Here is a 23027-nt window from a genome sequence, read left to right as displayed (position 1 = left end):
GCCCCGTGAAATGTCTGCGAGCTGGAGTCGGCAATGCGTAAAGATAAGAAACAAGTGATTGGTGACGAGATCGGCGATGAGCAGATCAAGTTGTTTCTCGATTTCGAACCGGTCGACGCCACTTCGCCGTCCCTGCATAAGCTGATCAAGGCCTACCGTGGCCTGCGCATCGATGACTTCGAGCGTTTTCTGACATTCTTCGTCGCAGCCGGCCTGGACCTGGATGGCAAGGATGAGCACGGCAATGACTTCGTCGCCCTGATCAAGGATCAGCGCAATGCGGCCGAGTACATCGAGTTGATTGCCAAGGCGCGCGGCTGATCCCGGACACACCGGAATATGTGGCGAGGGAGCTTGCTCCCGCTTGAGTGCGCAGCGCTCACAAAATCTATGCCGTTCGCAGAGCTTTGGGGCCGCTTCGCAGCCCAGCGGGAGCAAGCTCCCTCGCCACAAAGATAATTTCAGCGTCCTAAAAAAAACGCCCCGCTCTCACTGAGAACGGGGCGTTTTTCATGGGGCCGAATCAAGCGTAGCTTTCGGTCTCGTTACTGGCTTCAACCAGTTCCAGGGCGACGTTGTTGTGCGCATTGATCTTGCGATACAGCGCAGCGTCGGTTTCCAGAACTTTTTCCCGGGCCGGGAAGATTTCCGCCAGTTTGGCAGCCCATTCGCCGGATGCCTTGTTCGGGAAGCATTTTTCAATCAGCTCAAGCATGATCGAAACAGTCACCGAAGCGCCTGGGGAGGCGCCGAGCAGGGCGGCAAGGGAACCGTCCTTGGCCGCGACCAGTTCGGTACCGAACTGCAGAACGCCGCCTTTCTTCGGATCCTTCTTGATGATCTGCACCCGTTGGCCGGCCACTTCCAGGCGCCAGTCTTCGGCTTTCGCCTCAGGGTAGAAGCGACGCAGAGAGTCCAGACGCTGCTCCATCGACTGCATCACTTCGCTGACCAGGTACTTGGTCAGGTCCATGTTGTTTTTCGCCACGGCCAGCATCGGGCCGATGTTGCCGGCGCGAACCGACATCGGCAGGTCCATGAAGGAGCCATGCTTGAGGAACTTGGTGGTGAAACCGGCATAAGGTCCGAATAGCAGGGACTTCTTGCCATCGACCACGCGGGTATCCAGGTGCGGCACCGACATCGGTGGAGAACCCACCGCAGCCTGGCTGTAGACCTTGGCCTGGTGATGCTTGACCACTTCCGGATTGTCGCAACGCAGCCACTGGCCACTGATTGGGAAGCCGCCGAAGCCTTTGCTTTCTTCGATGCCCGAGGCCTGCAACAGCGGCAGTGCCGCGCCGCCCGCACCGAGGAAGACGAATTTGGCGTCGACTTCACGGGTGTTGCCGCTGTTGACGTCCTTGATGCTGACGGTCCAGCCGCTGCCGTTACGCTTGAGGCCCGTCACGCGCTTGCAGTACTTGACCTGGGCATCGGGTGCGCTGGTCAGGTGCTTGAGCAATTGATTGGTCAGGGCGCCGAAGTTGACGTCGGTGCCGTTCATTACGCGGGTGGCTGCGACGACTTCGTCGGCTGGCCGGCCCGGCATCATCAACGGCATCCAGTCGGCCATGGTGGCCTTGTCTTCGGTGTATTCCATGTCCGAGAAGGCGTGGTGCTTGCTCAGGGTCTTGAAGCGTTCCTTGAGGAAGGAAACGCCATCATTGCCCTGCACGAAGCTGAGGTGCGGCACCGGGCTGATGAACGTCTTGCAGGAGCCGAACGTGCCTTTTTTGGTCAGGTAGGACCAGAACTGCTTCGACACTTCGAACTGAGTGTTGATGTGCACGGCTTTCTTGATGTCGACGCTGCCGTCGGCCGCCTGCGGCGTGTAATTGAGCTCACACAGCCCGGCGTGACCGGTACCGGCGTTGTTCCATGGGTTGGAACTCTCCGCAGCACCGGAATCCATCAGCTCGACGACTTCCAGCTTGATCGCGGGGTCGAGTTCTTTGAGCAGTACGGCAAGGGTGGCACTCATGATGCCGGCCCCAACCAGTACTACGTCGACTGCTTCGTTATGCGCCATTTAACGCGTCTCCAAAATCTGCAGCACCAAATTGTCGGCATGGCTGCCAGGCGTTCCGGGGCGTGTCAGTGATGCCCAGGTACCCGTGGTCAGTGTTGCCATGTCCGAATCTTCGCAATTTTTCGCAACTTCGACGGATGCATGCGGCCGGGCCTAAAGAGTTACATGAACTCATCTCAGCGCGCGGCTGGCAATTCGACTTATGGTCGAGACATCCGTTTGTGCAACCAAATCCGTAGCGGACAGGCTTCAGGCTCCGGTGTTCGAGGAGTACTCGGTCCTGTGTCGTTGGGCTGTTTCAGACGCTAATGGTGCATGTTCAGACGCAAAACTATTCATTTGCTCGCCACACTCTTGTGAAGTTGTGAAAACCCGTTTTTTTCACGCTCTTTTGAAGACGTGAACCTCAAAAAAGGGCTGTCCCAGCCTGGCACCGTGCCCGGATGGATTGCCGTCATGGGGTACATGACAGGCAAAACGGGCAAACAGCTCAGTGACCGAGCGTAATGACAGCTCTGCAGATTCGCGAAAAGTGGGGTTTTTGCTCAAGGAACAGCAAGCGCGCCAGCTTCACTCGATCTGTGTGGGCGGCTCTCTGTGGGCGGTGCGGGGTGCCAATACCGAAGCATTGACGATGCTGCGAGGCCCGATCAGGAGACGTCCTTATAATCGGGGGGAGATTGTATCTAAGAAACGCAGGGAAATGGACGTGTTTAATGACTTTTATTAGGCGTCTGGTCAGGTGGTCAACAGATGTTGCACCCGTGCACGTGGCCGGCGCTGGCTGACACGGGCGCTCGGGGGCAGGGGATGGTGCAACCAGTTGAGGCGGATTTCTTCGATTTCGACCCAGCCATCGCCCATCGGCTGGAGGCTGCACTGCTTGAACGCCTGGCAATGACCATTGCGGTCGAGCAGGGCAAAACTGCGGTGCAAGGGGCGTGGCGCGAACAGCGAGATGAGATAACGCATGACAAAGTACCTTGTGGGTGACCTGCCGAGAAGGTTGCCAGCAAGCCGTGACGTGAAAGTGTATGGGCGATGACAGATCTGTGACACGAGGGGGTTTCTGATGGGTTTGTAGGAAATTACTTCAATCATTGCAGCGCCCTAGTTCGCTGCAGTGGCGCACGGCTATACTGCGGGCCTGTTTGTGCCTGATTCTGGAGAGAAGAGCATGTTGCAACGCCTGTTGTTCGGTTTGATCACTGTGACCAGTTTGACCCTCGTCGGCTGCGCCCACAGCCCGCAACAACTGAACCCTGAACCCAAGCTGACAGCTCAGCTGGCGCCGGTCGGCCGCGGTCAGCCGGTGGTGGTGCGTGTGGTGGATGGTCGTCCGTCGCCAACCCTGGGCACCCGTGGTGGCTTGTACCCCGAGACCAGCGCGATCACCGTGCAGGGCGCGCAGATCCTGCCGAAGTTGCAGGCACAGGCCGAGGCGGCCGTGCGGTTGCTGGGCTTCACCCCGACCTCGAATGCGCTGAATGCCCCGCAATTGACCGTGACCCTGGCCGAGTTGAAGTATCAGTCGCCTAAAGAAGGCATGTACGTGACTGAAGCGACCATCGGCGCAACCTTCCGCTCGGATGTGCAGAACGCCAACCGTCGCTACAGCGGCCGTTACGGCGCATCCCTGGACCAGCGTTTCGGTATGGCGCCGAATCAGGAAACCAACACCAAGCTGGTCAGCGACGTGTTGAGCGATGCGTTGACGCGTCTGTTCAAGGACCCGACGATTGGTCAGATTCTCGGCGAGTAACTTTCGCGAGATTCAAAAAAGCCCGGTGCCAGCAATGGCTCCGGGCTTTTTCATGCCTGCTGATTACCGATCACCAGCAGGCGCGAGGCTGGTGGGGTCAGGCCGCTTGTGAATAGAAATCCAGCACGCTCACGCCGGTCAGCAAATCCGTCTCTGGCAAATCCGCATGCTGATGCCCGCCCAGTGCGCAATAAACCAGCCAATGGCGGTCCTGAACGTTAAAGGCGAGGCTTCCTACGAGGTTTTGTTGTTCGTCACTCTGGGCGATGAGGTAGAGGCGGTCCTGGTTTTCGGCGTGCAGCATGACGGTATCCGTGTCGGTTTCGAGGGCCGCCAGACTGGCGTATTCAGATGACGGAGCCGTGACACAGGGCAGCATTTGGTCAGATGGTTCGTTATTTGTCGGAAAGGCAGGGCAGGGGGACAGGCTTTCGGTAGAATTCGCGCCGCGGTCGTCGGTTCGGCGTCTGCCACACCTGTTTTGCCGAGGTCCGTGATGTCGTTGCATTTGATTTCGCTGTTCACCCACCATCCCGCCAAGTTGATCAACCTGCTGGCCTTGCTGTTGGCCTTCCCGGGTAGTTGGCTGCTGCATGCCACGCGTCGCCGTGAACAACGCGCCATGGCGAGCCTTGTCGCCCAACGCCAGAGCCGCCCGAACGAAGAGCCCACCCTGGATTGGGCGACATTGCGCATGAACCGGTTTTTCTACCGCTTCGGCTTCGCGTGCCTGGGGTTGGCGTTGCTGGTGTCGTGGATCAGCACCTGGTTCTGAATCTTTGACGCAGAACCTTGTGGCGAGGAAGCTTGCTCCCGCTGGGCTGCGAAACGGTCCCAAAACCAGCCATCCTTGTAGCGTCAGGCAAACCGCTAGCACCGATGTTTCGACTGCTGCGTAGTCGGGCGAGAGCAAGCTCCCTCGCCACAGGTACAGAGCCTTGCCCTCCTACCGCGTCGAGGCAAATAAAAACGGCGCCTCGAAGGCGCCGTTGTTGTATCCAGTCAATTACAGCGGCAAACCAGCCTTGACCCGATACTGATTACGCACCGGCGTCGCATATTGCAGCACCAGATACGGCCGATGTTCCTCAGGGCAGGCTTCCAGTCGGCGTTGCCATTCTTCCTGGGCCTTGGCCAGTTCGTCGGCCGCAAACACCTCGGCAGCTTTTGGCACCTGCAATTGCGGGTCAGCGTCTTTCCACTGCGCGTAAGCCAGGTAATGCACCGGGAATAACCGGTAGCCGCCGAGAATCTGCCGGTCTATTTCGATCGCCAATTGCTTGGTGTCGTCGAACAGTTCGGTGATCGGCGCGGCGAAGTTCACGTGCACCCGGCCCTTGTAGCCGGTGATGCCCTTGGCGATGCTGACGTCGTCCTCGCCCGGGACTTTGGTGTAGCTGCCGGTGGTGGCACGGATGAACAACTCGCGGGCCTTGGCCTGGTCGCACGGGTCGTATTCGTAGCTGATCGACACCGGGCTGACGTTGAGCGAGCGGATGACTTCGCCGAACGGCTCGTCCTTGCGGCTCATGTGGAACATCTTCAAGATCGCCGACTCGGTGCGGTCATCACCGTCCTTGGCCCGGCCCTCGGCCTGGGCGATCCAGATGGAGGCGCAATCGTTGCGGATCGAGTGGTTGATGTAGGCGGACAGCAGCTGATACGCCGCCATCTTCTCGCGACGCCCGGTGATCGAACGGTGCACGATGAAGCTCTTGTTCAGGCGCATCAAATCGCTGACAAAGGGCTTTTGCAGCAAGTTGTCGCCGATCGCGATGCGCGGTGTCGGCAGGCCGGCGTGGTACACGGCGTAGTTGACGAAGGCCGGGTCCATCACGATGTCACGGTGGTTGGCGATGAACAGGTAGGCGCTGCCGGACTTGAACTGCTCGACGCCGGTGTACGTCACACCGTCCGTGGCTCGTTCGATGGTGTGGTCGACATACATCTCGACTTTATCCTGCAACGTCGCCACCGAGGTGACGCTGGCGAACTCACGGCGCAGCCGATGAGCTATAAGAGGTTTGAGCGCCCAGCCAAAGGCACCGGCAAAACGCGGGAAGCGGAAATGGATGAGGATATCTAGAAACGCCTTGTCGCCGAGCAGTCGGTCCAGCACCGCAGGGACTTCGCTGTCATTGTAAGGTCGGATGGCATCGAATTCGCCCATCATGCTCTCTTGTTAGAAACGGCTAGGGTAAGTAAAGGTTTTGATCGAAAACCAACGGGGCACGGTCTGAAAAGTTAGCCAGACAAAAATAGCCCTGCAAATAGACCGGCGATTATACGCACAAGTCACTTGGGAGACCGCGATGCTGGAACCTGCGTTGTACGAATGTCCGTATTGTGGTGAAGAGGTCGAGACGACGGTGGACCTGTCCGGTGGCGATCAGACCTATATCGAGGACTGTCAGGTGTGCTGTCGGCCGATAACGTTTGTGTTGCAGGTAGACGGAGAGGAATGGCATCTCGAAGTGTTCAGCGAAAACGAGTAAGGGGCGTCTATGCAGCGAATCTACGAGCCGGAAAACCTGATGGAAGGGGAGTTGCTGCAAGGCATGCTGGCCAGCGAGGGCATTGAGGCGCATCTGGTGGGCCGCGATTTGATCGGCGGGACCGGTGAACTGCCGATCTACGGCCTGCTGGGTTTGTCGGTGGACAACGACCAGGCCGAATACGCCCGCGAGCTGATCACCGCGTACAATGCCGCGCTGCCACTGCCCGGTGATGAACCGGACAGCTTTCCCGGCACGCTGGTCTGTTAGGCTGGCGTTCGTTTTATTGAGAGTCGTGTTGCCCCATGTGTGGACGTTATGCCCTGTTTCGCTGGAACCCCGCCTTCGCGGCCCTGCCTGGCTTCCCTGCCGATCAGCAGGCCCAGTGGAATATTTCCCCCAATGATTCGGTGCTGATGCTGCGTGCCGGCGCAGACGCTCAGCGTGAGTTGGCGCGGGCGCGTTGGGGGCTGACGCCGCCGTGGCTGACCGATCTTTCCCGCACCCCGGCCCATGCCCGGGCCGAAACCGTCGCTGAACAACCGATGTTTCGCCAGGCCTTGCGCGAACGCCGTTGCCTGCTGCCGGCCAACGGTTTCTACGAATGGCGTGGCACGACCCGCAAGCGTCCGTATTGGCTGACGCCGGGAGAAGGCTCGACCTTGTTTTTTGCGGCGATCTGGGAAGCGTATCCGGTGCAGGAGCAGGTGTGGCTGAGCACGGCGGTGATCACCCAGCCGGCCGCGAGTCAGCGTCGGCCATTGATTCTGGATGAGGCAGGGCAGGCGGCGTGGCTTGATCCCGAGACGCCGCTGCATGTATTGCAAGGGTTGCTGGCCAGTGAACCCGCGGCGTTGCGCGAGCGGGTATTGGCAAATCTGGTGAATGATCCGAAGCTGAATGGGCCGGAGTGTCTGACCCCTGGTTAAAGGTTGCCTGTGCTGACGCCTTCGCGGGCAAGCCTCGCTCCTACGGACCGCAGTGTTCTGTAGGAGCGAGGCTTGCCCGCGAAGGGTTTTTTGGATCAAACCTTGAACTGATTGATCAACCGCCGCTGCTGTTCCGCCAACTTGGTCAGATCCGCACTCGCCGCACTGGATTCATCCGCCCCGCCGGCCACTTCATTGGCCACTTGCCCGATGTTGATCACGTTACGGTTGATGTCATCCGCCACCGCGCTCTGCTCTTCGGCCGCACTGGCAATCTGGGTGTTCATGTCATTGATCACCGACACCGCCTGAGTAATGGTCTCCAGGGCCTCGGCCGCTTTCGCCGCATGTTGCACGCTTTCGTCTGTGCGGTTCTGGCTGTCCTCCATGACCCGCACTACATCGCGGGTGCCTTGTTGCAGTTGCTGGATCATGGTCTGGATTTCTTCAGTGGCTTTCTGAGTCTTCTGCGCCAGGTTGCGCACTTCATCGGCCACCACCGCAAAACCGCGGCCCTGTTCGCCCGCGCGTGCCGCTTCAATGGCCGCATTCAAGGCCAGCAGATTGGTTTGTTCAGCGATCCCGCGAATGGCGGTCAGGATCGCATTGATGTTCTCGCTGTCCTTGGCCAGGGTTTGCACCACGCCCACAGCCTTGCCGATTTCAATTGCCAGGACGCCAATCGAATTCGACGTATCCCGGACAATTTGCATGCCCTGGGCCGCTGCCTGATCGGCATGGCTGGCGGCTTGCGCGGCCTGGGTGGCGTTGCGTGCCACGTCTTGGGCGGTGGCGGTCATTTCATGCACCGCCGTCGCCACTTGATCGATCTCGGCCATTTGCTTCTGCACACCGATGTTGGTGCGGATGGCAATGTCGGCGGTGTGTTCCGATGAATCGCTGACGCTCTGCACCGAGGTCACGACCTGGGTGATCATCGCCTGTAGCTTGGCGAGGAACGTGTTGAAGCCTTTGGCAATCGAGCCCAGTTCGTCGGCGCGGTCGCTGGTCAGGCGGCGCGTCAGGTCGCCTTCGCCTTTGGCGATATCGTCGAGCATCGCCACCATTTGCTTGAGCGGGCGGGCGATGCCGTGGCCCACCAGCCAGATCACCAACAGACCGATGCCGGCGATCAACAAACCGACCATGGCCATGCCGAAGGTGTCGGATTTGCGCTGAGCGTCCAGGTCGCCCTGGAGTTTTTGCAGGTCAGCCATCACGGCGTTCAGCGGCAATTGCAGCATCAAGGTCCAGCGCGCATCGGTCTGGCCGATGCCGAAGGGCAGGTACAACTCGATCCGGCCCTGGGCCTTGTCGACGGTGTAAGTCACTTCGCCGCCCTTGAGGTGGGCCATGTTGGCGATCTGCTTGCTGTCGAGAATGTCGCTGACCTTTTCGCCGAATTTGCTTGGGTCCTTGGTGTAGGCAACGATCCGGCCATTACCGCCGATCAGCGCCATTTCCCCTGCGCCGCTGTACAGTTTCTGATTCGCCCCCAGCAACATTTCCTGGATGAAGTTCACCGACAGGTCGGCGCCGACGATGCCCTGGAAGGCACCGTTGAGCATGATCGGTTCAATAAAGGAGGCGAGCATGACGATCTTGTCGCCGACCTTGTAGGGCGCCGGATCAATCACGCAGGACTTCTTGGTTTCTTTCGAGCACAGGTAGTACTCGCTGGCACGGACCCCGGTGGACAGGGTTTTCTGGTCATCGACGTCCACCAGTTTGTCCAGGCCCAGGGTGCCGTCCTCGTTGCGAAACCACCACGGCAGGAAGCGCCCGTTGCTGGCGTCGATGCCGACCACCTTGGTGTCGACGTAGGCCGCATCGTTGTGATCGAGCGCGTCTTTTTCCCAACCTATATAGGTGCCGAGAATTTTCGGGTTCTTGGCCACGTTTTCCTTGATCAGGCTGATCAACTGCTCCCGGCTCAGACTCAATGTCGGCTGGCCATCGGCCCCCGGCGTACCGATCAGCGCGTTGACCCGCACCAGGCCGCCAGCGATCAGCAGCGGCGCTTCGAGTTCGCGCTGGATCTGGCTGACCTGGGTTTGCGCCAGAGAGGTCAGGCGCTGCTCGATGACTTGCTCGAATTGCGCCTGGGTCCGCTCCTGGACCATGTCTTGCGTCCGGGCGCCGGAGAACAGTGCGTACAGCACCAGCGCGGCGACTACGCTAAGAACGATGGCGCCGGCGAGGGCGGCCACGGAAAACTGGATCGACTTGAATTTCATGGGTGCTCCGCACGCAAGAGGACGTCTGCGGTGGTGTATCGGCAGGGAGCTGGAGGGCCATGAGCGAGGCAGCGCGAAATGGCTGTTTTGGAGTGGTTGATGTCGTAAATGAATCATTGCCGGGCGTTGGCGGCCGTGGCGAGCGCCGTTATGTGAATTTTTTCCTACGGCAATGAGAGCTTTATCTGAAATGAGCGTCTACACGTCAGTTGTATCTGGTGCGGATACAGTTACCCGCCTAGGATACCCGGCATGTTTTCAGGGAGTTTTTTGATGAACAAGACATTGGTTGTGTGTGCGCTGAGCGCAGGTTTGTTGCTTGCCGGTTGTCAGTCGGTCAATACCACCAGCGGTGGGGCTGTTGGCGTAGAGCGTAAGCAGTACATGTTCAGCATGTTGTCCACCGACGAAGTCAACCAGATGTACGCGCAGTCTTATCAGAAGACTGTCGGAGAGGCGAGCACCAAGGGTGTGCTGGACAAGACCAGTAACGACGCCAAGCGCGTCCAGATGATTGCCGACCGGCTGATTGCCCAGGCGCCGGTGTTTCGTCCGGATTCGGCCCAGTGGAAATGGGAAGTCAACCTGATCAAGAGCGACGAGCTCAATGCCAACTGCGGGCCTGGCGGCAAGATCTTTTTCTACACGGGGCTGATCGACAAACTGCAACTCACCGACGATGAAATCGCCGCGATCATGGGCCATGAAATCGCCCATGCCCTGCGCGAGCATGGTCGTGAAGCGATGTCCAAGGCATACGGTGTCGAAATGGCCAAGCAAGGCGCAGGTGCGTTGCTCGGTCTGGGTCAGGACAGCCTGGCCCTGGCGGACACCGTGGCGAAATACGGCATGACCTTGCCCAACAGCCGTGGCAATGAAAACGAGGCGGACCTGATCGGCCTCGAGCTGGCGGCCCGCGCCGGTTACAACCCGAATGCGGCGATCACGTTGTGGAACAAAATGAGCAAAGCCTCGGAAGGCGCCCCACCTGAGTTCTTGAGTACGCACCCGGCTTCGTCCAGCCGGATTGCTTCGTTGCAGGCGGCGATTCCGAAGGTGATGCCGTTGTACGAGAAAGCGCCGAAATCCTGATGGTCAGGCGGTGATGCCGCTGACGCCTTCGCGGGCTAGTCTCGCTCCTACAGGTTTTCGGTCGATTACGACACAGAATCTGTAGGCGCGAGACTTGCCCGCGAAGAACGATAACGCGGTCTATCAACCTACGGCGTCAAACCCACCCGCTGCTCTGCATCGCCTTGTACACCGCCACAATCGCCAGGACAAAGAACGCCGACGCCGCCAAGCGACGGATCAGGGTGAGCGGCAATTTATCCGCCGCAAAGTTACCCGCCAGCACCACCGGCACGTTGGCAATCAACATCCCGGCGGTGGTGCCGATGATCACCAGCCACAAATCCGGGTATTGCGCGGCGAGCATCACCGTGGCGACCTGGGTTTTGTCGCCCATTTCTGCCAGGAAAAACGCGATCAGCGTGGTCAGGAACGGCCCGAACTTGCGGGCGGTGCTGGCTTCATCGTCGTCCATCTTGTCCGGCACCAGGGTCCACAGTGCGGTCGCGGCGAAGCTCGCCGCCAGGATCCAGTGCAACACCGCATTCGAGAAGAAACTGCCGAACCAGGCGCCGACCGCACCGGCCGCCGCATGGTTGGCCAGGGTCGCGGCGACGATGCCGGCGATGATCGGCCAGGGTTTGCGAAAGCGGGCAGCGAGAATGAGCGCGAGCAGTTGCGTCTTGTCGCCGATTTCGGCCAAGGCAACGATTGCGGTGGGAACGAGCAGAGAGTCCAGCATCAGGGATTTTCCTAAGGGGCGGGTCGACACGGCTATGACACGTACAGCCTTCCCGCCCCGGGTAAGGTGTTCGTGTCATAGGTCTTGTCAAACCCTGCGATCCGTCTGATGCGGACGCTTGGGTCGCATACGCCATGGTCTGTTGACCAAGTATGTTGACGTATGCCGGACGAGCATGGCGCTCGTGGGAGACTACTCCCCTAGGACGGAGCGGATTCTGCCTAGGCAAAACCCGTTAGGCAAGCACTTATTTTTCAGCCTCGTTTGGCCCGATAAATTCTGAAACCCTGTCCTTCTGCCTTGATCGCGCACACGCCCAAGTGCTCTTCGATCAGCGGCTGATACTTCAGGAAGCTGTTCGCAACCAAGCGTAGTTCGCCGCCATTTTTCAGATGTTTGGCTGCTTTTCGCAGCAAGTTCTCGGTGGCGAAGTAGTCGGTGTGGACGCCGACATGGAACGGTGGATTGCTCAGAATTGCGCTTAAACCCATTGGTGCCGCGTCGATGCCGTCACCGGTAATCACGTCCGCTTCCAGGCCATTGGCAGCCAGCGTCATACGGCTGCTGGCGGCAGCGAAGGCGTCCACGTCAAGCAACGTCACCTGATTGTGCGGATAACGACGTTTCACCGCCGCGCCCAGTACACCGGCACCGCAACCGAAGTCGAGCAAGTGGCCGCTCGGCAACTTGTCCAAGTGTTCCAGCAGCAATGCGCTACCGCGATCCAGCCGGCCGTGGCTGAACACGCCCGGCAGGCTGATGACTTTCAGCGGACCTTCGGCCAGCGGCAATTCATAGGTCTGGGCCAGGCTTTCCAGCGACTTGGCTTCTGGCGCGTTGGCCACGGTGACCAGCCAAAGCTGGCAATGCCGCGCGCTGTCGAGCTTGCGTGGCTTGCCGAACGGGTTCAGTTGCTTGGCCGCGCCTTCGATGCCGCTGCGTTTTTCACCCACCAGGTACAACTCGCGACCGGCCAGGCGAGAGGCGAGGGCGTTGAGAATGTAATCGGTCAGGTCCTTGGACTTGGGTAAAAACACCACCGCCGTCTCGAACTCACGCTCGGGTGCGGTCACACCAAAATGGCTGCGCTCGGCAAAACGCGCCTCCAGCGCCGCTTGATCACCGGCATGCCAGCACCAGCCATGGGCGTCGGGCAGACGGCCCAGCAAGTCGTCGGCGGGCAAACCGGCCAGCAGCACCGAACCCTGAAATAAGTCGGCCTGACGAAGCAGTACTTCACTGCGCGGATCCATAACTGCTCCTGTGAAAAAAAGTGCCGCAGTCTATCAACTGACGACCCGCAGCGCTTTACCGCTGAAGTATCCCTGCGCGTTTTCGGTCAACTGACCGACGATCCTTTGCCGCGCCTCGCGACTGCCCCAGGCGTTGTGCGGCGTGACGATCAGCCGTGGAATATCGTGGGCCAGCAACGGATTGCCGGCGGTCGGTGGCTCGACGCTCAGCACATCGGTCGCCGCGCCGCCCAGATGACCGTTGCGCAAGGCATCGGCCAGTGCCTGTTCATCGATCAAGCCACCGCGTGCGGTGTTGACCACGAACGCGCCAGGTTTCATCAAGGCCAGTTCGCGGGCACCAATGAAGTGGCGGGTGTGTTCGTTGAGCGGGCAGTGCAGGGTCAGCGCATCGATTTGCGGCAGCAGTTCATCCAGCGGCAAGCGATCCGGCCGGGCAGGGCGCCCCGGAATCTGCCCCAGCAACACGCGCATACCGAAGGCTTCGGCCAGCCGTGCGACGGCGCCGCCCAGTTCGCCATGGCCGAGCAGGCCGAGGGTTTTGCCCTCGAGTTCGACAATCGGGTAATCCAGCAGGCAGAACTGTTTCGCTTGCTGCCAGCGGCCTTCACCCACGGCTTTCTGATAGTCCGCCAGGCGCGTGGCCAGGTTGAGCAGCAACATGATCGTGTGCTGCGCCACCGACGGTGTGCCGTAGCCCTGGCAGTTGCAGACCGTGATGCCGTGGGCACGAGCGGCCGCGAGGTCGACGTTGTTGGTGCCGGTAGCGGTGATCAGGATCAGCTTCAGATCAGGGCTGGCGGCGATGGCGTTGGCGTCGATCAGAATCTTGTTGCTGATGGCCACGGTGGCGCCCTTGAGACGTTCGATCACCTGCTCCGGCGTGGTCTGTGCGAACAGTTGCAAGTCGTCAAAGCAGTCGCGCAACGGGCTGAGATCGAGGTCGCCCAGGTCCAGGGAAGGGTGGTCGAGGAAAACGGCGCGGCGAGAGTTCGTCATCAACTGTACCTTTTGTGCGGTGAACTGAAGGCGTAATCTGCCGAGCCTACCAGATGAAACATATAGTTACGCATTGCAGGCCAGGTGCGAAACCTGTGGGAGTGAGCCTGCTCGCGATGGGTCATTAACATTCAACACCTTTGTTGAATGTCAGATCGCATCGCGAGCAGGCTCGCTCCCACAAGGGTTGGCGTTGACCTGTGAATTTCATTTTGATCGATCTACCCCAAAGGAGCCCCCATGTACTGGACAGAGTTCTTGACCGTTGCCCTGATTCACTTGCTCGCCGTCGCCAGCCCCGGCCCGGATTTCGCCGTGGTGGTGCGTGAAAGCGTGACTCATGGCCGTCGCGCCGGGACCTGGACAGCGCTGGGCGTCGGTACGGCGATTTTCCTGCACGTCGGCTATTCATTGCTCGGCATCGGCCTGATCGTGTCGCAGTCGATCGTGCTGTTCAACGCCTTGAAATGGGCGGCTGCCGCGTATCTGCTGTACATCGGCTACAAGGCCTTGCGCGCGCAACCGGCTAAAGCCGTCACCGACGACTTGCACAAGGAAGCCGGCGAGCGCACACCCCGCGGTGCCTTCACCTCAGGTTTCGTGACCAACGGCCTGAACCCCAAAGCCACGCTGTTCTTTTTGTCGCTGTTCACCGTGGTGATCAACCCGCACACGCCGTTGACGGTACAGGCAGGCTACGGGCTCTATCTCGCGGCGGCGACGGCCGTGTGGTTCTGCCTGGTGGCGCGGCTGTTCAGCCAGCAGCGCGTGCGCGCCGGTTTTGCGCGGATGGGCCATTGGTTCGACCGGACCATGGGTGTGGTGCTGATCGCCATCGGCGTCAAACTCGCTTTTACCGAGATGCATTGATCGCGCAGAGCTCTGGATAACGAACTCCCGCAAATGCTGGCGCAAAGCTAGCATTTGTACGGCTCTGCAAATCATTCCTTTGGCTGATTTGGCCGGCGTATAAGGGTTCTAGAGTGGTTGCCTCTTGAAGCCAACACCGTGCAGTCAGAAAAGGGATTCTTATGTTGCAGACTCGCGTTATCCCCCCAGCCGAAGGCGCTTACCAGTATCCGCTGCTGATCAAACGGCTGCTGATGTCCGGCGCTCGTTACGAGAAAACCCGCGAGATCATTTACCGCGACCAGTTGCGCTACAGCTATCCGACCCTGATCGAGCGGGTCGCGCGACTGGCCAACGTGCTCACGGCGGCCGGGGTCAAGGCCGGCGATACCGTGGCGGTGATGGACTGGGATAGCCATCGGTATCTGGAATGCATGTTTGCCATCCCGATGATCGGCGCGGTGATTCACACCATCAACGTGCGCCTGTCACCGGAACAGATCCTCTACACCATGAACCACGCCGAGGACCGCTTCGTACTGGTCAACAGCGAATTCGTCGGGCTGTACCAGGCGATTGCCGGGCACCTGACCACGGTCGAGAAAACCCTGCTTCTGACAGACCTGCCGGAAAAAACCGCCGACTTGCCGAACCTGGTAGGCGAGTACGAGCAGTTGCTGGCGGCCGCGAGCACGCAGTACGACTTCCAGGATTTCGACGAAAACTCGGTCGCGACCACGTTCTACACCACCGGCACCACCGGCAACCCTAAAGGCGTGTACTTCACCCATCGGCAACTGGTGCTGCACACCATGGGCGTGTCGACCATCATGGGCGCCATTGACAGCGTGCGGCTGCTGGGCACCAACGACGTGTACATGCCGATCACGCCGATGTTCCACGTGCATGCCTGGGGCTTGCCGTATGTGGCGACCATGCTCGGGCTCAAGCAGGTTTATCCCGGCCGTTACGACCCGGAGTACCTGGTGGAGCTGTGGCGCAAGGAGAAGGTCACCTTTTCCCACTGCGTGCCGACCATCCTGCAGATGGTCCTCAATTCCAAGGCGGCGCAGAGCACCGATTTCGGCGGCTGGAAAATTGTCATCGGCGGCAGTGCGCTGAACCGTGCACTGTACGAAGCGGCCAAGGCCAAGGGCATTCAGCTGACCGCCGCTTATGGCATGTCGGAAACCGGGCCGTTGGTGTCCTGTGCCCACCTCAACGATGAGCTGATGGCCGGCACCGAAGACGAACGCACCACGTATCGCATCAAGGCCGGCGTGCCGGGGCCACTGGTGGAGGCGGCGATCGTCGACACCGACGGCAACTTCCTGCCCGCCGATGGCGAGACTCAGGGCGAACTGGTGCTGCGTGCGCCGTGGCTCACCGAGGGCTACTTCAACGAACCGCAAAAGGGCGCCGAGCTCTGGGCCGGGGGCTGGCTGCACACCGGTGACGTGGCGACGCTGGACAGCATGGGCGTGATCGACATTCGTGATCGCATCAAAGACGTGATCAAGACCGGCGGCGAGTGGATCTCGTCCCTGGACCTCGAAGATCTGATCAGCCGTCACGTGGCGGTACGCGAAGTAGCAGTGGTAGGCATCGCCGATCCACAGTGGGGCGAGCGCCCGTTTGCGCTGCTGGTGATCCGCGAAGGGCATGAGATCGGGGCTAAAGAGCTCAAGGAACACCTCAAGCCATTCGTAGAGTTGGGCCACCTGAGCAAGTGGGCGATCCCGAGCCAGATCGCCCTTGTTACTGAAATTCCCAAGACCAGTGTCGGCAAACTCGACAAGAAGCGCATCCGCCTAGACATCACTGAATGGCAGGCCAACAACAGCACCTTCCTCTCGACGCTTTAAGCGCCTTCTGGTGTGCCCGAAAGGGCACGCCAGCCCCACCAAGCAAGCGCTTGGCTTGTGAAATCCGAATTTTCAGCCATCCTTGGCATGCCGACATGTGTCGGACTGGCGAAAGGACTGTTCCAGAGTGGCCGGCAGCTGCAAATCACACTTTAGAGGGATCAAGCTCTACTACCTGCTGGCTATAGTCCGCTCAAGGATTTTTAAGAACGGAGCGCACGCACAAAACGGGGCGATGCAATTTGGAGTGACTTCGGGACGCCTTGGCTCCCCGTCATCCACAACGTTTTTAGAAGTGCTAACTGCCATAACAATAATGCACATGGAGTAGCGTCGATGACATCAGTAAACACGTTCTGGCGCCGGGCGAAATTGCCCCTGGCGGTCAGTCTCGCCTCTTCGCTCGCCGGGCCTGCATTCGGCGTCAGTTTCAACGTTGGTGAAATCGAAGGTCAGTTCGATTCTTCCCTCTCGATCGGTTCCAGCTGGTCTACCGAGAGTGCCAACAAGAACCTCATTGGCGTGAACAACGGTGGCAGCGGCCTGTCCCAGACCTCTGATGACGGTCACCTGAACTTCGAAAGCGGGAAAACCTTCTCGAAGATCTTCAAGGGCATCCATGACCTTGAATTGAAATATGGCGACACTGGCGTTTTCGTCCGTGGCAAATACTGGTACGACTTTGAACTGAAGGACGAAAGCCGTCCGTTCAAGGACATCAGCGACAACAACCGCAAGGAAGGCGCCAAGTCCTCCGGCGGGCAAATCCTCGACGCCTTCGTCTACCACAACTACTCCGTTGCCGATCAGCCGGGTTCCGTGCGTCTGGGCAAGCAGGTAGTGAGCTGGGGTGAAAGTACCTTCATCGGCGGCGGCATCAACTCGATCAACCCGATCGACGTGTCTGCGTTCCGTCGTCCGGGTGCCGAGATCAAGGAAGGCCTGATCCCGGTCAACATGTTCTATGTGTCCCAGAGCCTGACCGAAAACCTGTCGGCAGAAGCCTTCTACCAGCTGGAATGGGACCAGACCGTTGTCGATAACTGCGGCACGTTCTTCTCGCAGCCGGACATCGTTGCCGATGGTTGCACCGACAACCTTCGCGTGCTGAACAAGCGTTCGCAGATTCCAGCCGTGGCGTTGGGTCCATTGGCCGCCAACGGCGTCAATGTCAACGAGGAAGGTGTGCTGGTCCAGCGTGGCGGCGATCGTGATGCTCGCGACAGCGGCCAGTGGGGCGCGTCCCTCAAGTACATGTTCGAGCCACTGGACACCGAGTTCGGTGCCTACTTCATGAACTACCACAGCCGTGCGCCGATCTTCAGCGCCACGGGTGCGCCGCAGTCGGTCTATAACACCGCGGCTTCTCTGCCAGGACCGTTCGCCGCACTCGCGCCGCTGCTGGTGGCAGGTAACTCGAAATACTTCATCGAATACCCTGAAGACATTCGCCTCTACGGCCTGAGCTTCTCTACCACCCTGCCTACCGGTACGGCGTGGAGCGGTGAACTGAGCTACCGTCCGAACGCACCGGTGCAGCTCAACTCCACCGACATTCTGTTCGCCGGTGTACGACCTCTGGGCGGTGCCCTGGGTAACGCTTCGTTGCTCTCTGCCGGCCCGGGTCAAGACCTGCACGGCTATCGTCGTAAAGAAATCACCCAATTCCAGACCACCCTGACGCACTTCTTTGACCAGGTCATGGGCGCAAGCCGTCTGACCCTGGTGGGCGAAGTGGGCGTGACTCACGTCGGCGGCCTGGAAAGCACTTCCGACCTCCGTTATGGCCGCGATCCGGTCTACGGTCCGGGTGCATTGCCAGCCACTGGCGGGGCGAATACTTGTGTGGCCCTCAACACCAGCACCATCAACGGTGCCGGCCCAGGCACTCCAACCAACAACCGCAGCCGCAACTGCAACAGTGACGGCTTCACCACGTCGACTTCGTGGGGCTACCGTGGTCGCGCCATCTGGGAATACAACGACGTGTTCGCCGGTGTGAACCTCAAGCCGAACGTGGCTTGGTCCCACGACGTGGACGGTTACTCGCCAGGCCCTGGCGGCAACTTCGAGGAAGGCCGCAAAGCTGTGAGCCTGGGCGTCGACGCCGAGTACCAGAACACCTACACCGCGAGCCTGGCCTACACCAACTTCTTTGATGGCAAGTACACCACCGTCGATGACCGCGACTTCGTTGCGCTCAGCTTCGGCGTGAACTTCTAAGCACTGTTTTTTCAGGACGAACACACATATGAAAATAACAAAGAGTCTGTTCCACGCTGGAGTTCTGGGGCTTTCGCTGCTGGCGACCAGCGTCATGGCGGCAGTGCCTGCTGCCGAAGCGGACAAACTGGGCAAGAGCCTGACGCCGATGGGCGCCGAGATGGCGGGCAACGCTGACGGTTCGATCCCGGCCTGGAAACCGATGGCGAAAAACGCCGGCACCGTCGACGGCAAAGGCTTCCTGTCTGACCCGTTCGCCAGTGAAAAACCGCTGTTCACCATCACTGCGCAGAACGTCGACCAATACAAAGACAAGCTCGCTCCGGGCCAGTACGCGATGTTCAAGCGCTACCCGGAAACCTTCAAGATGCCGGTTTACCCGTCCCATCGTGGCGCGACCGTGCCGGATGCCGTGTTCGCCTCCATCAAGAAAAACGCCACCAACACCAACCTCGTGTCTGGCGGCAACGGCCTGGAAAACTTCGAAACCGCCGTACCGTTCCCGATTCCAAAGACCGGCGTTGAAGTCATCTGGAACCACATCACCCGTTATCGCGGAGGCAGCGTGACCCGCCTGGTGACCCAGGCGACGCCGCAACCGAACGGTTCGTACAGCCTGGTGTACTTCCAGGATCAGTTCGTGTTCCGCGACAAGATGAAGGACTACGATCCGGCGAATCCGGGCAACATCCTGTTCTACTTCAAGCAGAAAGTGACTGCGCCGGCACGTCTGGCCGGTGGTGTGCTGCTGGTGCACGAAACCCTCGATCAGGTTAAAGAGCCACGTTCGGCGTGGGTCTACAACGCCGGTCAACGTCGCGTGCGTCGTGCGCCACAAGTGTCCTATGACGGGCCGGGTACTGCGGCTGACGGCCTGCGGACCTCCGACAACCTGGACATGTACAACGGTGCGCCGGATCGCTACGACTGGAAACTCGAAGGCAAGAAAGAGATGTACATTGCCTCCGACAGCTACAAGCTCGATTCACCGCAACTGAAGTACGACGACATCATCAAGGCCGGTCACATCAACCAGGACCTGGCTCGCTACGAGCTGCGCCGGGTCTGGCATGTGGTGGCTACCTTGAAGGAAGGTCAGCGTCACATCTACGCCAAGCGCGACTTCTACATCGACGAAGACACCTGGCAAGCCGCGGTGATCGACCACTACGACGGCCGTAATCAACTGTGGCGAGTGGCGGAAGCTCACGCCGAGAACTACTACGACAAGCAAGTGCCGTGGTACGCCCTGGAAACCTTGTACGACCTGCAATCGGGCCGTTACCTGGCACTGGGCATGAAGAACGAAGAGAAGTCGGCATATGACTTCGGCTTCACCGCGACCACCAGCGATTTCACCCCCGCTGCGCTGCGTCAGGACGGGGTTCGTTAACCTGCACTGAACAGAGGCCGCATCCTCGAAAAACGCCCCGACTGGTTCGGGGCGTTTTTTTGCCCGGATTTCTCACTGTGGATCTTCAGTGTCGATGACGGCCTATCGCGGGCAAGCTCACTCCCACAGGTAGCGCGCTGTTCCATGAGAACGCCGTCAACTGTGGGAGCGAGCCTGCTCGCGATGGAGACGCGATACGGTCTGTCAGGAAAACGCCATCTCAAGCCCCGCAACTTCTGCTTGTATTCTTTTTGTAGCCATTTGTAGCAATAACCTTCATTCCCTCTTCGTTTACCGATAGTCTGCGGACATCTGCAACGCCGCCACCCGCAATTCAAACAAGAGCCGGCCATGACTGATCTGTCCCCACTCCCGGGCCCTGCAAGCGTTGCCGTCGCGGCACTGGACGGGCGCTTTTTTCGGCCCCCGTTGCCCGACGGCCATGTGCTGCGGCCTCGCCTGTGCGAGCGCCTGAGTGCTGGCCTCGGTGGCAGGCTGTTGCTGGTCAGTGCACCCGCCGGGTTCGGCAAGAGCTCACTGGCGGTGGAGTTCTGTCAGGGGCTGCCGGCCCATTGGCACAGTCTGTGGTTGGGGTTGAGTCCTCGAGACAGCGATCCGGGGCGTTTCCTCGAGCGGTTGCTCGAAGGTCTTCAGGATTACTTTCCGAAGCTCGGCAGCCAGGCCCTGGGTCTGTTGAAAATGCGCCAGCGCCATCAGCCCTTCGCCTTCGAAGAATGGCTGGACGGGTTGCTCGATGAACTGGCCATCCACCTTTCGCCGATGACACCTTTGCTGCTGGTGCTGGATGACTATCACCTGGCGCAGGGGCCTGTGCTGGATCGTTGCTTGCAGTTTTTCCTCAATCATTTGCCCGATGGCTTGCTGGTCATGGTGACCAGCCGACAGCGTCCGGACTGGCATCTGGCGCGTTTGCGCTTGTCGCGGCAATTGCTTGAGTTGCATGAGCAGGACCTACGACTGACCCACGATGAAGCCCTCACGTTGCTCGATCGACACAGCAGTTCATTGCGTGGCGAGGCACTGGAAAACCTGATCCAGCGCAGTGAAGGCTGGGTCGCCGGCCTGCGTTTCTGGTTGCTGGCGGCGTCCGAAGCCGGTACCGACGGAGCATTGCCGCAGTCGTTGCACGGCGGAGAAGGGCTGATTCGCGATTACCTGCTCGAAGAAGTCATCGATTGCCTGCCCGCCGAAGTGCAGTCGTTCCTGTACGACACCGCGCCTCAGGAACGTTTTTGCAGCGAGCTCTGCGACGCGGTCCGCGAGGCCCATGACAGTGCCGAAATCCTGCGTTTCCTTCAGGCGCACCAAGTGTTTCTGGTGCCGCTGGACGAGCACGGTCACTGGTATCGCTATCACCATTTGTTTTCCGACCTGCTGCGTACCCGGCCCGCCGCCCAGTCAATCGTGCCGGCCGCCAGCCTGCATCTGCGCGCCTGTCGCTGGTTCAATGCGCAGGGGTTGCTCGACGAAGCGGTGGAGCAGGCACTGCGCGCCGGACACCTGGACGTTGCAGCGAACCTGGTGCAAAACCTCTCTGAAGAACAACTGCTCGCCGAACAGAATGTCGGCATGCTGCTGCGCTGGAAGATGGACTTGCCCGACAGCCTGCTGATCAGCACGCCGCGCCTGATTGTGCTCTACAGCTGGGCGTTGGGACTGGCCTGTCAGCTGGACGCTGCGGAGGAGCTGGCGGCGCACTTGAGTCGTTTCCTGCCAGCCCCGTCGGCCACTGCGCAGAAGTCCATGCTGGCGCAATGGTTGGCCCTGAGTGGCATCATCGCCCGGGGGCGCGGCAATCGCGCGCTCACGCAACTTTACTGCACCGAAGCGCTGGATAGTCTGCCGGCCAAGCGCTACGGGCAACGGCTGATGTGTCTTTCGACGCTGTCCAACCTGGCGATCGCCGACGGCGACCTGTGGCGTGCACGCAGCTTGAACCGCGAATCGCTGGAATTGGCGCAACGGGTCGGCAACCCACTGTTCGAAGCGCTGGCCCATTACGACCGCGCGCGTGTGCTGCAAGCGCGCGGGGAAATTCTGCGCTCGTTACAGGAGGTCCGTCAGGGGCTGCAACGCCTGCAAGGGTTATCCCCGCAACGGCTTTATGCCGTGCGTGCGCGCCTGACCTTGTACGAGGGCTTTTTGCTGGCCGTGCGCTTGCAGCCGCAAGCCGCGCGGGTGCGTCTACAAGCCGGCTTGAATGAAGCCCGAGCCTGTCGCGATATCAGCGTGTTGATCGGCCACTGCGTGATCGCCCGGCTCGAGGGCAGCAGCGGCGAGTTCGCCAAAGCCTTCGCCGAACTCGCCGAAGCCGAACGCCTGATGCACATCTGGGACGTGCCGCCGATCTACTACCTGGCGATGATCACCCTGGTCAAATGCGAGCTCTGGCTGGCCCAGGGCCGAACCGATCTGGCCGAAGCCTGGCTGGCGCGATTGGGACAGACCTACAACGGCGAGCACGCGGCAGCGCCGCCGGAATTTCATCCACAACTGCCGCTGCATATCGAATTGCAGCAAGCCTTGCTGGAGGTGATCCAGGGGCAGCCGATGCTGGCCGAAGGGCGTTTGAACGCGCTGCTTGAGCATGGGCAGAAATCGGGACGGCAAATGCTCAGCGTGATGGCGCTGACTCAGAAAATCACCCTGTTGCTTTCGGTCGGGCGTGAGCCCGAGGCGCGCAAGGCGTTTGCCCAGGCACTGGAAGCGGCAGCTGGTGGCGTCCTGCAACCGTTCGACCGATTGCTGGCCGAACACCCGGACTGGCTGCGCGGGCAACTGCAACTATGCGCTCCTACAGTCGTTTCGCAGGAACTGACCGAAAAACTACCAGCCATGGCCGCTCGCCCCACACTGGAAGTATCCCCCGCAACAGAACAGCTCAGCGCGCGTGAACTGTCCGTCCTGCGCCTGATCGCCCAAGGGTGCTCGAACCAGGAAATCAGCGATCAGCTGTTCATCTCGCTGCACACGGTCAAGACCCACGCCAGTCACATCAATAGCAAACTCGGGGTTGAGCGGCGCACGCAGGCGGTGGCGCGGGCTAAAGAGTTAAGGGTGCTGGAGTAGCGCATTTTCAAAGTCTACCGGGTCCGCTAAATGACGGAATACGGTTTTGTGCCAAAATTGCCCATCCCTGTTTTCCGAGCATGCCCC

Annotated in this window: 20 protein-coding genes, 1 pseudogene and 1 riboswitch; of the genes and pseudogenes, 12 read left to right on the top strand and 9 right to left on the bottom strand. The window is 60.0% G+C overall.

Annotated elements, in window-relative coordinates; translation table 11 throughout:
* The first annotated feature begins 33 nt into the window (after positions 1 to 33).
* Positions 34 to 321: a PA4642 family protein gene (locus FHL16_RS19405; RefSeq protein ID WP_010458223.1), complete on the top strand. Its 288-nt coding sequence runs from the start codon at positions 34 to 36 to the stop codon at positions 319 to 321.
* Positions 322 to 523: 202 nt separating this feature from the next.
* Here the strand turns inward: FHL16_RS19405 and mqo are convergent, their stop codons facing one another.
* Together mqo and FHL16_RS19395 are read right to left on the bottom strand one after the other, a co-directional pair.
* Positions 524 to 2032 (bottom strand): malate dehydrogenase (quinone), encoded by a 1509-nt coding sequence (mqo, locus tag FHL16_RS19400; RefSeq protein WP_077749003.1) that lies wholly within the window; start codon positions 2030 to 2032, stop codon positions 524 to 526.
* Between the two features lie 738 nt (positions 2033 to 2770).
* Positions 2771 to 3004, bottom strand: a complete 234-nt coding sequence (locus FHL16_RS19395; protein WP_010458219.1) for a hypothetical protein — start codon at positions 3002 to 3004, stop codon at positions 2771 to 2773.
* 205 nt (positions 3005 to 3209) lie between these two features.
* Between FHL16_RS19395 and FHL16_RS19390 the strand changes: the two genes are divergently transcribed.
* Positions 3210 to 3794, top strand: coding sequence for a YajG family lipoprotein (locus FHL16_RS19390; protein ID WP_010458217.1), 585 nt, complete (start codon positions 3210 to 3212; stop codon positions 3792 to 3794).
* A gap of 97 nt (positions 3795 to 3891) precedes the next feature.
* Here the strand turns inward: FHL16_RS19390 and FHL16_RS19385 are convergent, their stop codons facing one another.
* Positions 3892 to 4098: a hypothetical protein gene (locus FHL16_RS19385; protein WP_010458215.1), complete on the bottom strand. Its 207-nt coding sequence runs from the start codon at positions 4096 to 4098 to the stop codon at positions 3892 to 3894.
* A gap of 192 nt (positions 4099 to 4290) precedes the next feature.
* Here FHL16_RS19385 and FHL16_RS19380 point away from each other — a divergent pair, with 192 nt between their 5' ends.
* Positions 4291 to 4569, top strand: coding sequence for a hypothetical protein (locus tag FHL16_RS19380; protein WP_010458213.1), 279 nt, complete (start codon positions 4291 to 4293; stop codon positions 4567 to 4569).
* 231 nt (positions 4570 to 4800) lie between these two features.
* Here the strand turns inward: FHL16_RS19380 and FHL16_RS19375 are convergent, their stop codons facing one another.
* Complete coding sequence (locus FHL16_RS19375) at positions 4801 to 5967, bottom strand: 1-acyl-sn-glycerol-3-phosphate acyltransferase (RefSeq protein ID WP_077749002.1); 1167 nt, start codon at positions 5965 to 5967, stop codon at positions 4801 to 4803.
* A gap of 139 nt (positions 5968 to 6106) precedes the next feature.
* On the opposite strand from FHL16_RS19375, the gene FHL16_RS19370 reads away from it, so the two are divergent.
* Genes FHL16_RS19370 through FHL16_RS19360 form a run of 3 tightly spaced genes read left to right on the top strand, consistent with a single transcriptional unit; the run spans position 6107 to position 7218 of the window.
* Complete coding sequence (locus FHL16_RS19370) at positions 6107 to 6289, top strand: CPXCG motif-containing cysteine-rich protein (protein ID WP_010458210.1); 183 nt, start codon at positions 6107 to 6109, stop codon at positions 6287 to 6289.
* Between the two features lie 9 nt (positions 6290 to 6298).
* A complete protein-coding gene (locus FHL16_RS19365) occupies positions 6299 to 6559 on the top strand; it encodes a putative signal transducing protein (protein WP_010458208.1) in 261 nt (86 codons plus the stop codon).
* A 35-nt stretch (positions 6560 to 6594) separates the two neighbouring features.
* Positions 6595 to 7218: an SOS response-associated peptidase gene (locus tag FHL16_RS19360; protein WP_010458207.1), complete on the top strand. Its 624-nt coding sequence runs from the start codon at positions 6595 to 6597 to the stop codon at positions 7216 to 7218.
* A 95-nt stretch (positions 7219 to 7313) separates the two neighbouring features.
* Here FHL16_RS19360 and FHL16_RS35060 read toward each other — a convergent pair whose 3' ends face one another.
* Entirely contained in the window at positions 7314 to 8057 is a 744-nt protein-coding gene (locus FHL16_RS35060) for a methyl-accepting chemotaxis protein (RefSeq protein ID WP_370693218.1), read from the bottom strand.
* Positions 8058 to 8168: 111 nt separating this feature from the next.
* Positions 8169 to 8366: pseudogene (locus FHL16_RS35055) on the bottom strand (HAMP domain-containing protein); the annotation flags it as partial.
* A 1362-nt stretch (positions 8367 to 9728) separates the two neighbouring features.
* Between FHL16_RS35055 and FHL16_RS19350 the strand changes: the two are divergent.
* On the top strand, positions 9729 to 10547 hold the full coding sequence (locus tag FHL16_RS19350) for a M48 family metallopeptidase (protein ID WP_077749001.1): 819 nt from the start codon (positions 9729 to 9731) through the stop codon (positions 10545 to 10547).
* 136 nt (positions 10548 to 10683) lie between these two features.
* Here the strand turns inward: FHL16_RS19350 and FHL16_RS19345 are convergent, their stop codons facing one another.
* From FHL16_RS19345 to FHL16_RS19335, 3 genes are all read right to left on the bottom strand, one after another.
* Complete coding sequence (locus tag FHL16_RS19345) at positions 10684 to 11268, bottom strand: TMEM165/GDT1 family protein (RefSeq protein WP_010458201.1); 585 nt, start codon at positions 11266 to 11268, stop codon at positions 10684 to 10686.
* Between the two features lie 89 nt (positions 11269 to 11357).
* A riboswitch (yybP-ykoY riboswitch) is annotated at positions 11358 to 11482 on the bottom strand.
* Positions 11483 to 11522: 40 nt separating this feature from the next.
* A complete protein-coding gene (locus FHL16_RS19340) occupies positions 11523 to 12521 on the bottom strand; it encodes a class I SAM-dependent methyltransferase (protein ID WP_010458199.1) in 999 nt (332 codons plus the stop codon).
* A gap of 33 nt (positions 12522 to 12554) precedes the next feature.
* Entirely contained in the window at positions 12555 to 13520 is a 966-nt protein-coding gene (locus FHL16_RS19335; RefSeq protein ID WP_077749000.1) for a 2-hydroxyacid dehydrogenase, read from the bottom strand.
* Positions 13521 to 13760: 240 nt separating this feature from the next.
* On the opposite strand from FHL16_RS19335, the gene FHL16_RS19330 reads away from it, so the two are divergent.
* The 5 genes from FHL16_RS19330 to FHL16_RS19310 all read left to right on the top strand — a co-directional run bounded on the left by FHL16_RS19330 (position 13761) and on the right by FHL16_RS19310 (position 22940).
* On the top strand, positions 13761 to 14390 hold the full coding sequence (locus FHL16_RS19330) for a LysE family translocator (protein WP_077748999.1): 630 nt from the start codon (positions 13761 to 13763) through the stop codon (positions 14388 to 14390).
* Between the two features lie 161 nt (positions 14391 to 14551).
* A complete protein-coding gene (locus FHL16_RS19325) occupies positions 14552 to 16234 on the top strand; it encodes a fatty acid--CoA ligase (protein WP_077748998.1) in 1683 nt (560 codons plus the stop codon).
* 336 nt (positions 16235 to 16570) lie between these two features.
* Positions 16571 to 18457, top strand: coding sequence for a DUF1302 domain-containing protein (locus FHL16_RS19320; RefSeq protein ID WP_010458194.1), 1887 nt, complete (start codon positions 16571 to 16573; stop codon positions 18455 to 18457).
* Between the two features lie 28 nt (positions 18458 to 18485).
* Positions 18486 to 19850: a DUF1329 domain-containing protein gene (locus FHL16_RS19315; RefSeq protein ID WP_010458193.1), complete on the top strand. Its 1365-nt coding sequence runs from the start codon at positions 18486 to 18488 to the stop codon at positions 19848 to 19850.
* Between the two features lie 351 nt (positions 19851 to 20201).
* Positions 20202 to 22940 (top strand): LuxR C-terminal-related transcriptional regulator, encoded by a 2739-nt coding sequence (locus tag FHL16_RS19310; RefSeq protein ID WP_077748997.1) that lies wholly within the window; start codon positions 20202 to 20204, stop codon positions 22938 to 22940.
* Positions 22941 to 23027 lie beyond the last annotated feature (87 nt).

The organism is Pseudomonas sp. FSL W5-0299 (assembly GCF_005930655.1).
GTDB classification, from domain to species: domain Bacteria; phylum Pseudomonadota; class Gammaproteobacteria; order Pseudomonadales; family Pseudomonadaceae; genus Aquipseudomonas; species Aquipseudomonas mandelii.
The sequence above is the reverse complement of the archived record's forward strand: the minus strand, read 5'-3'. Positions and strand labels throughout refer to the sequence as shown.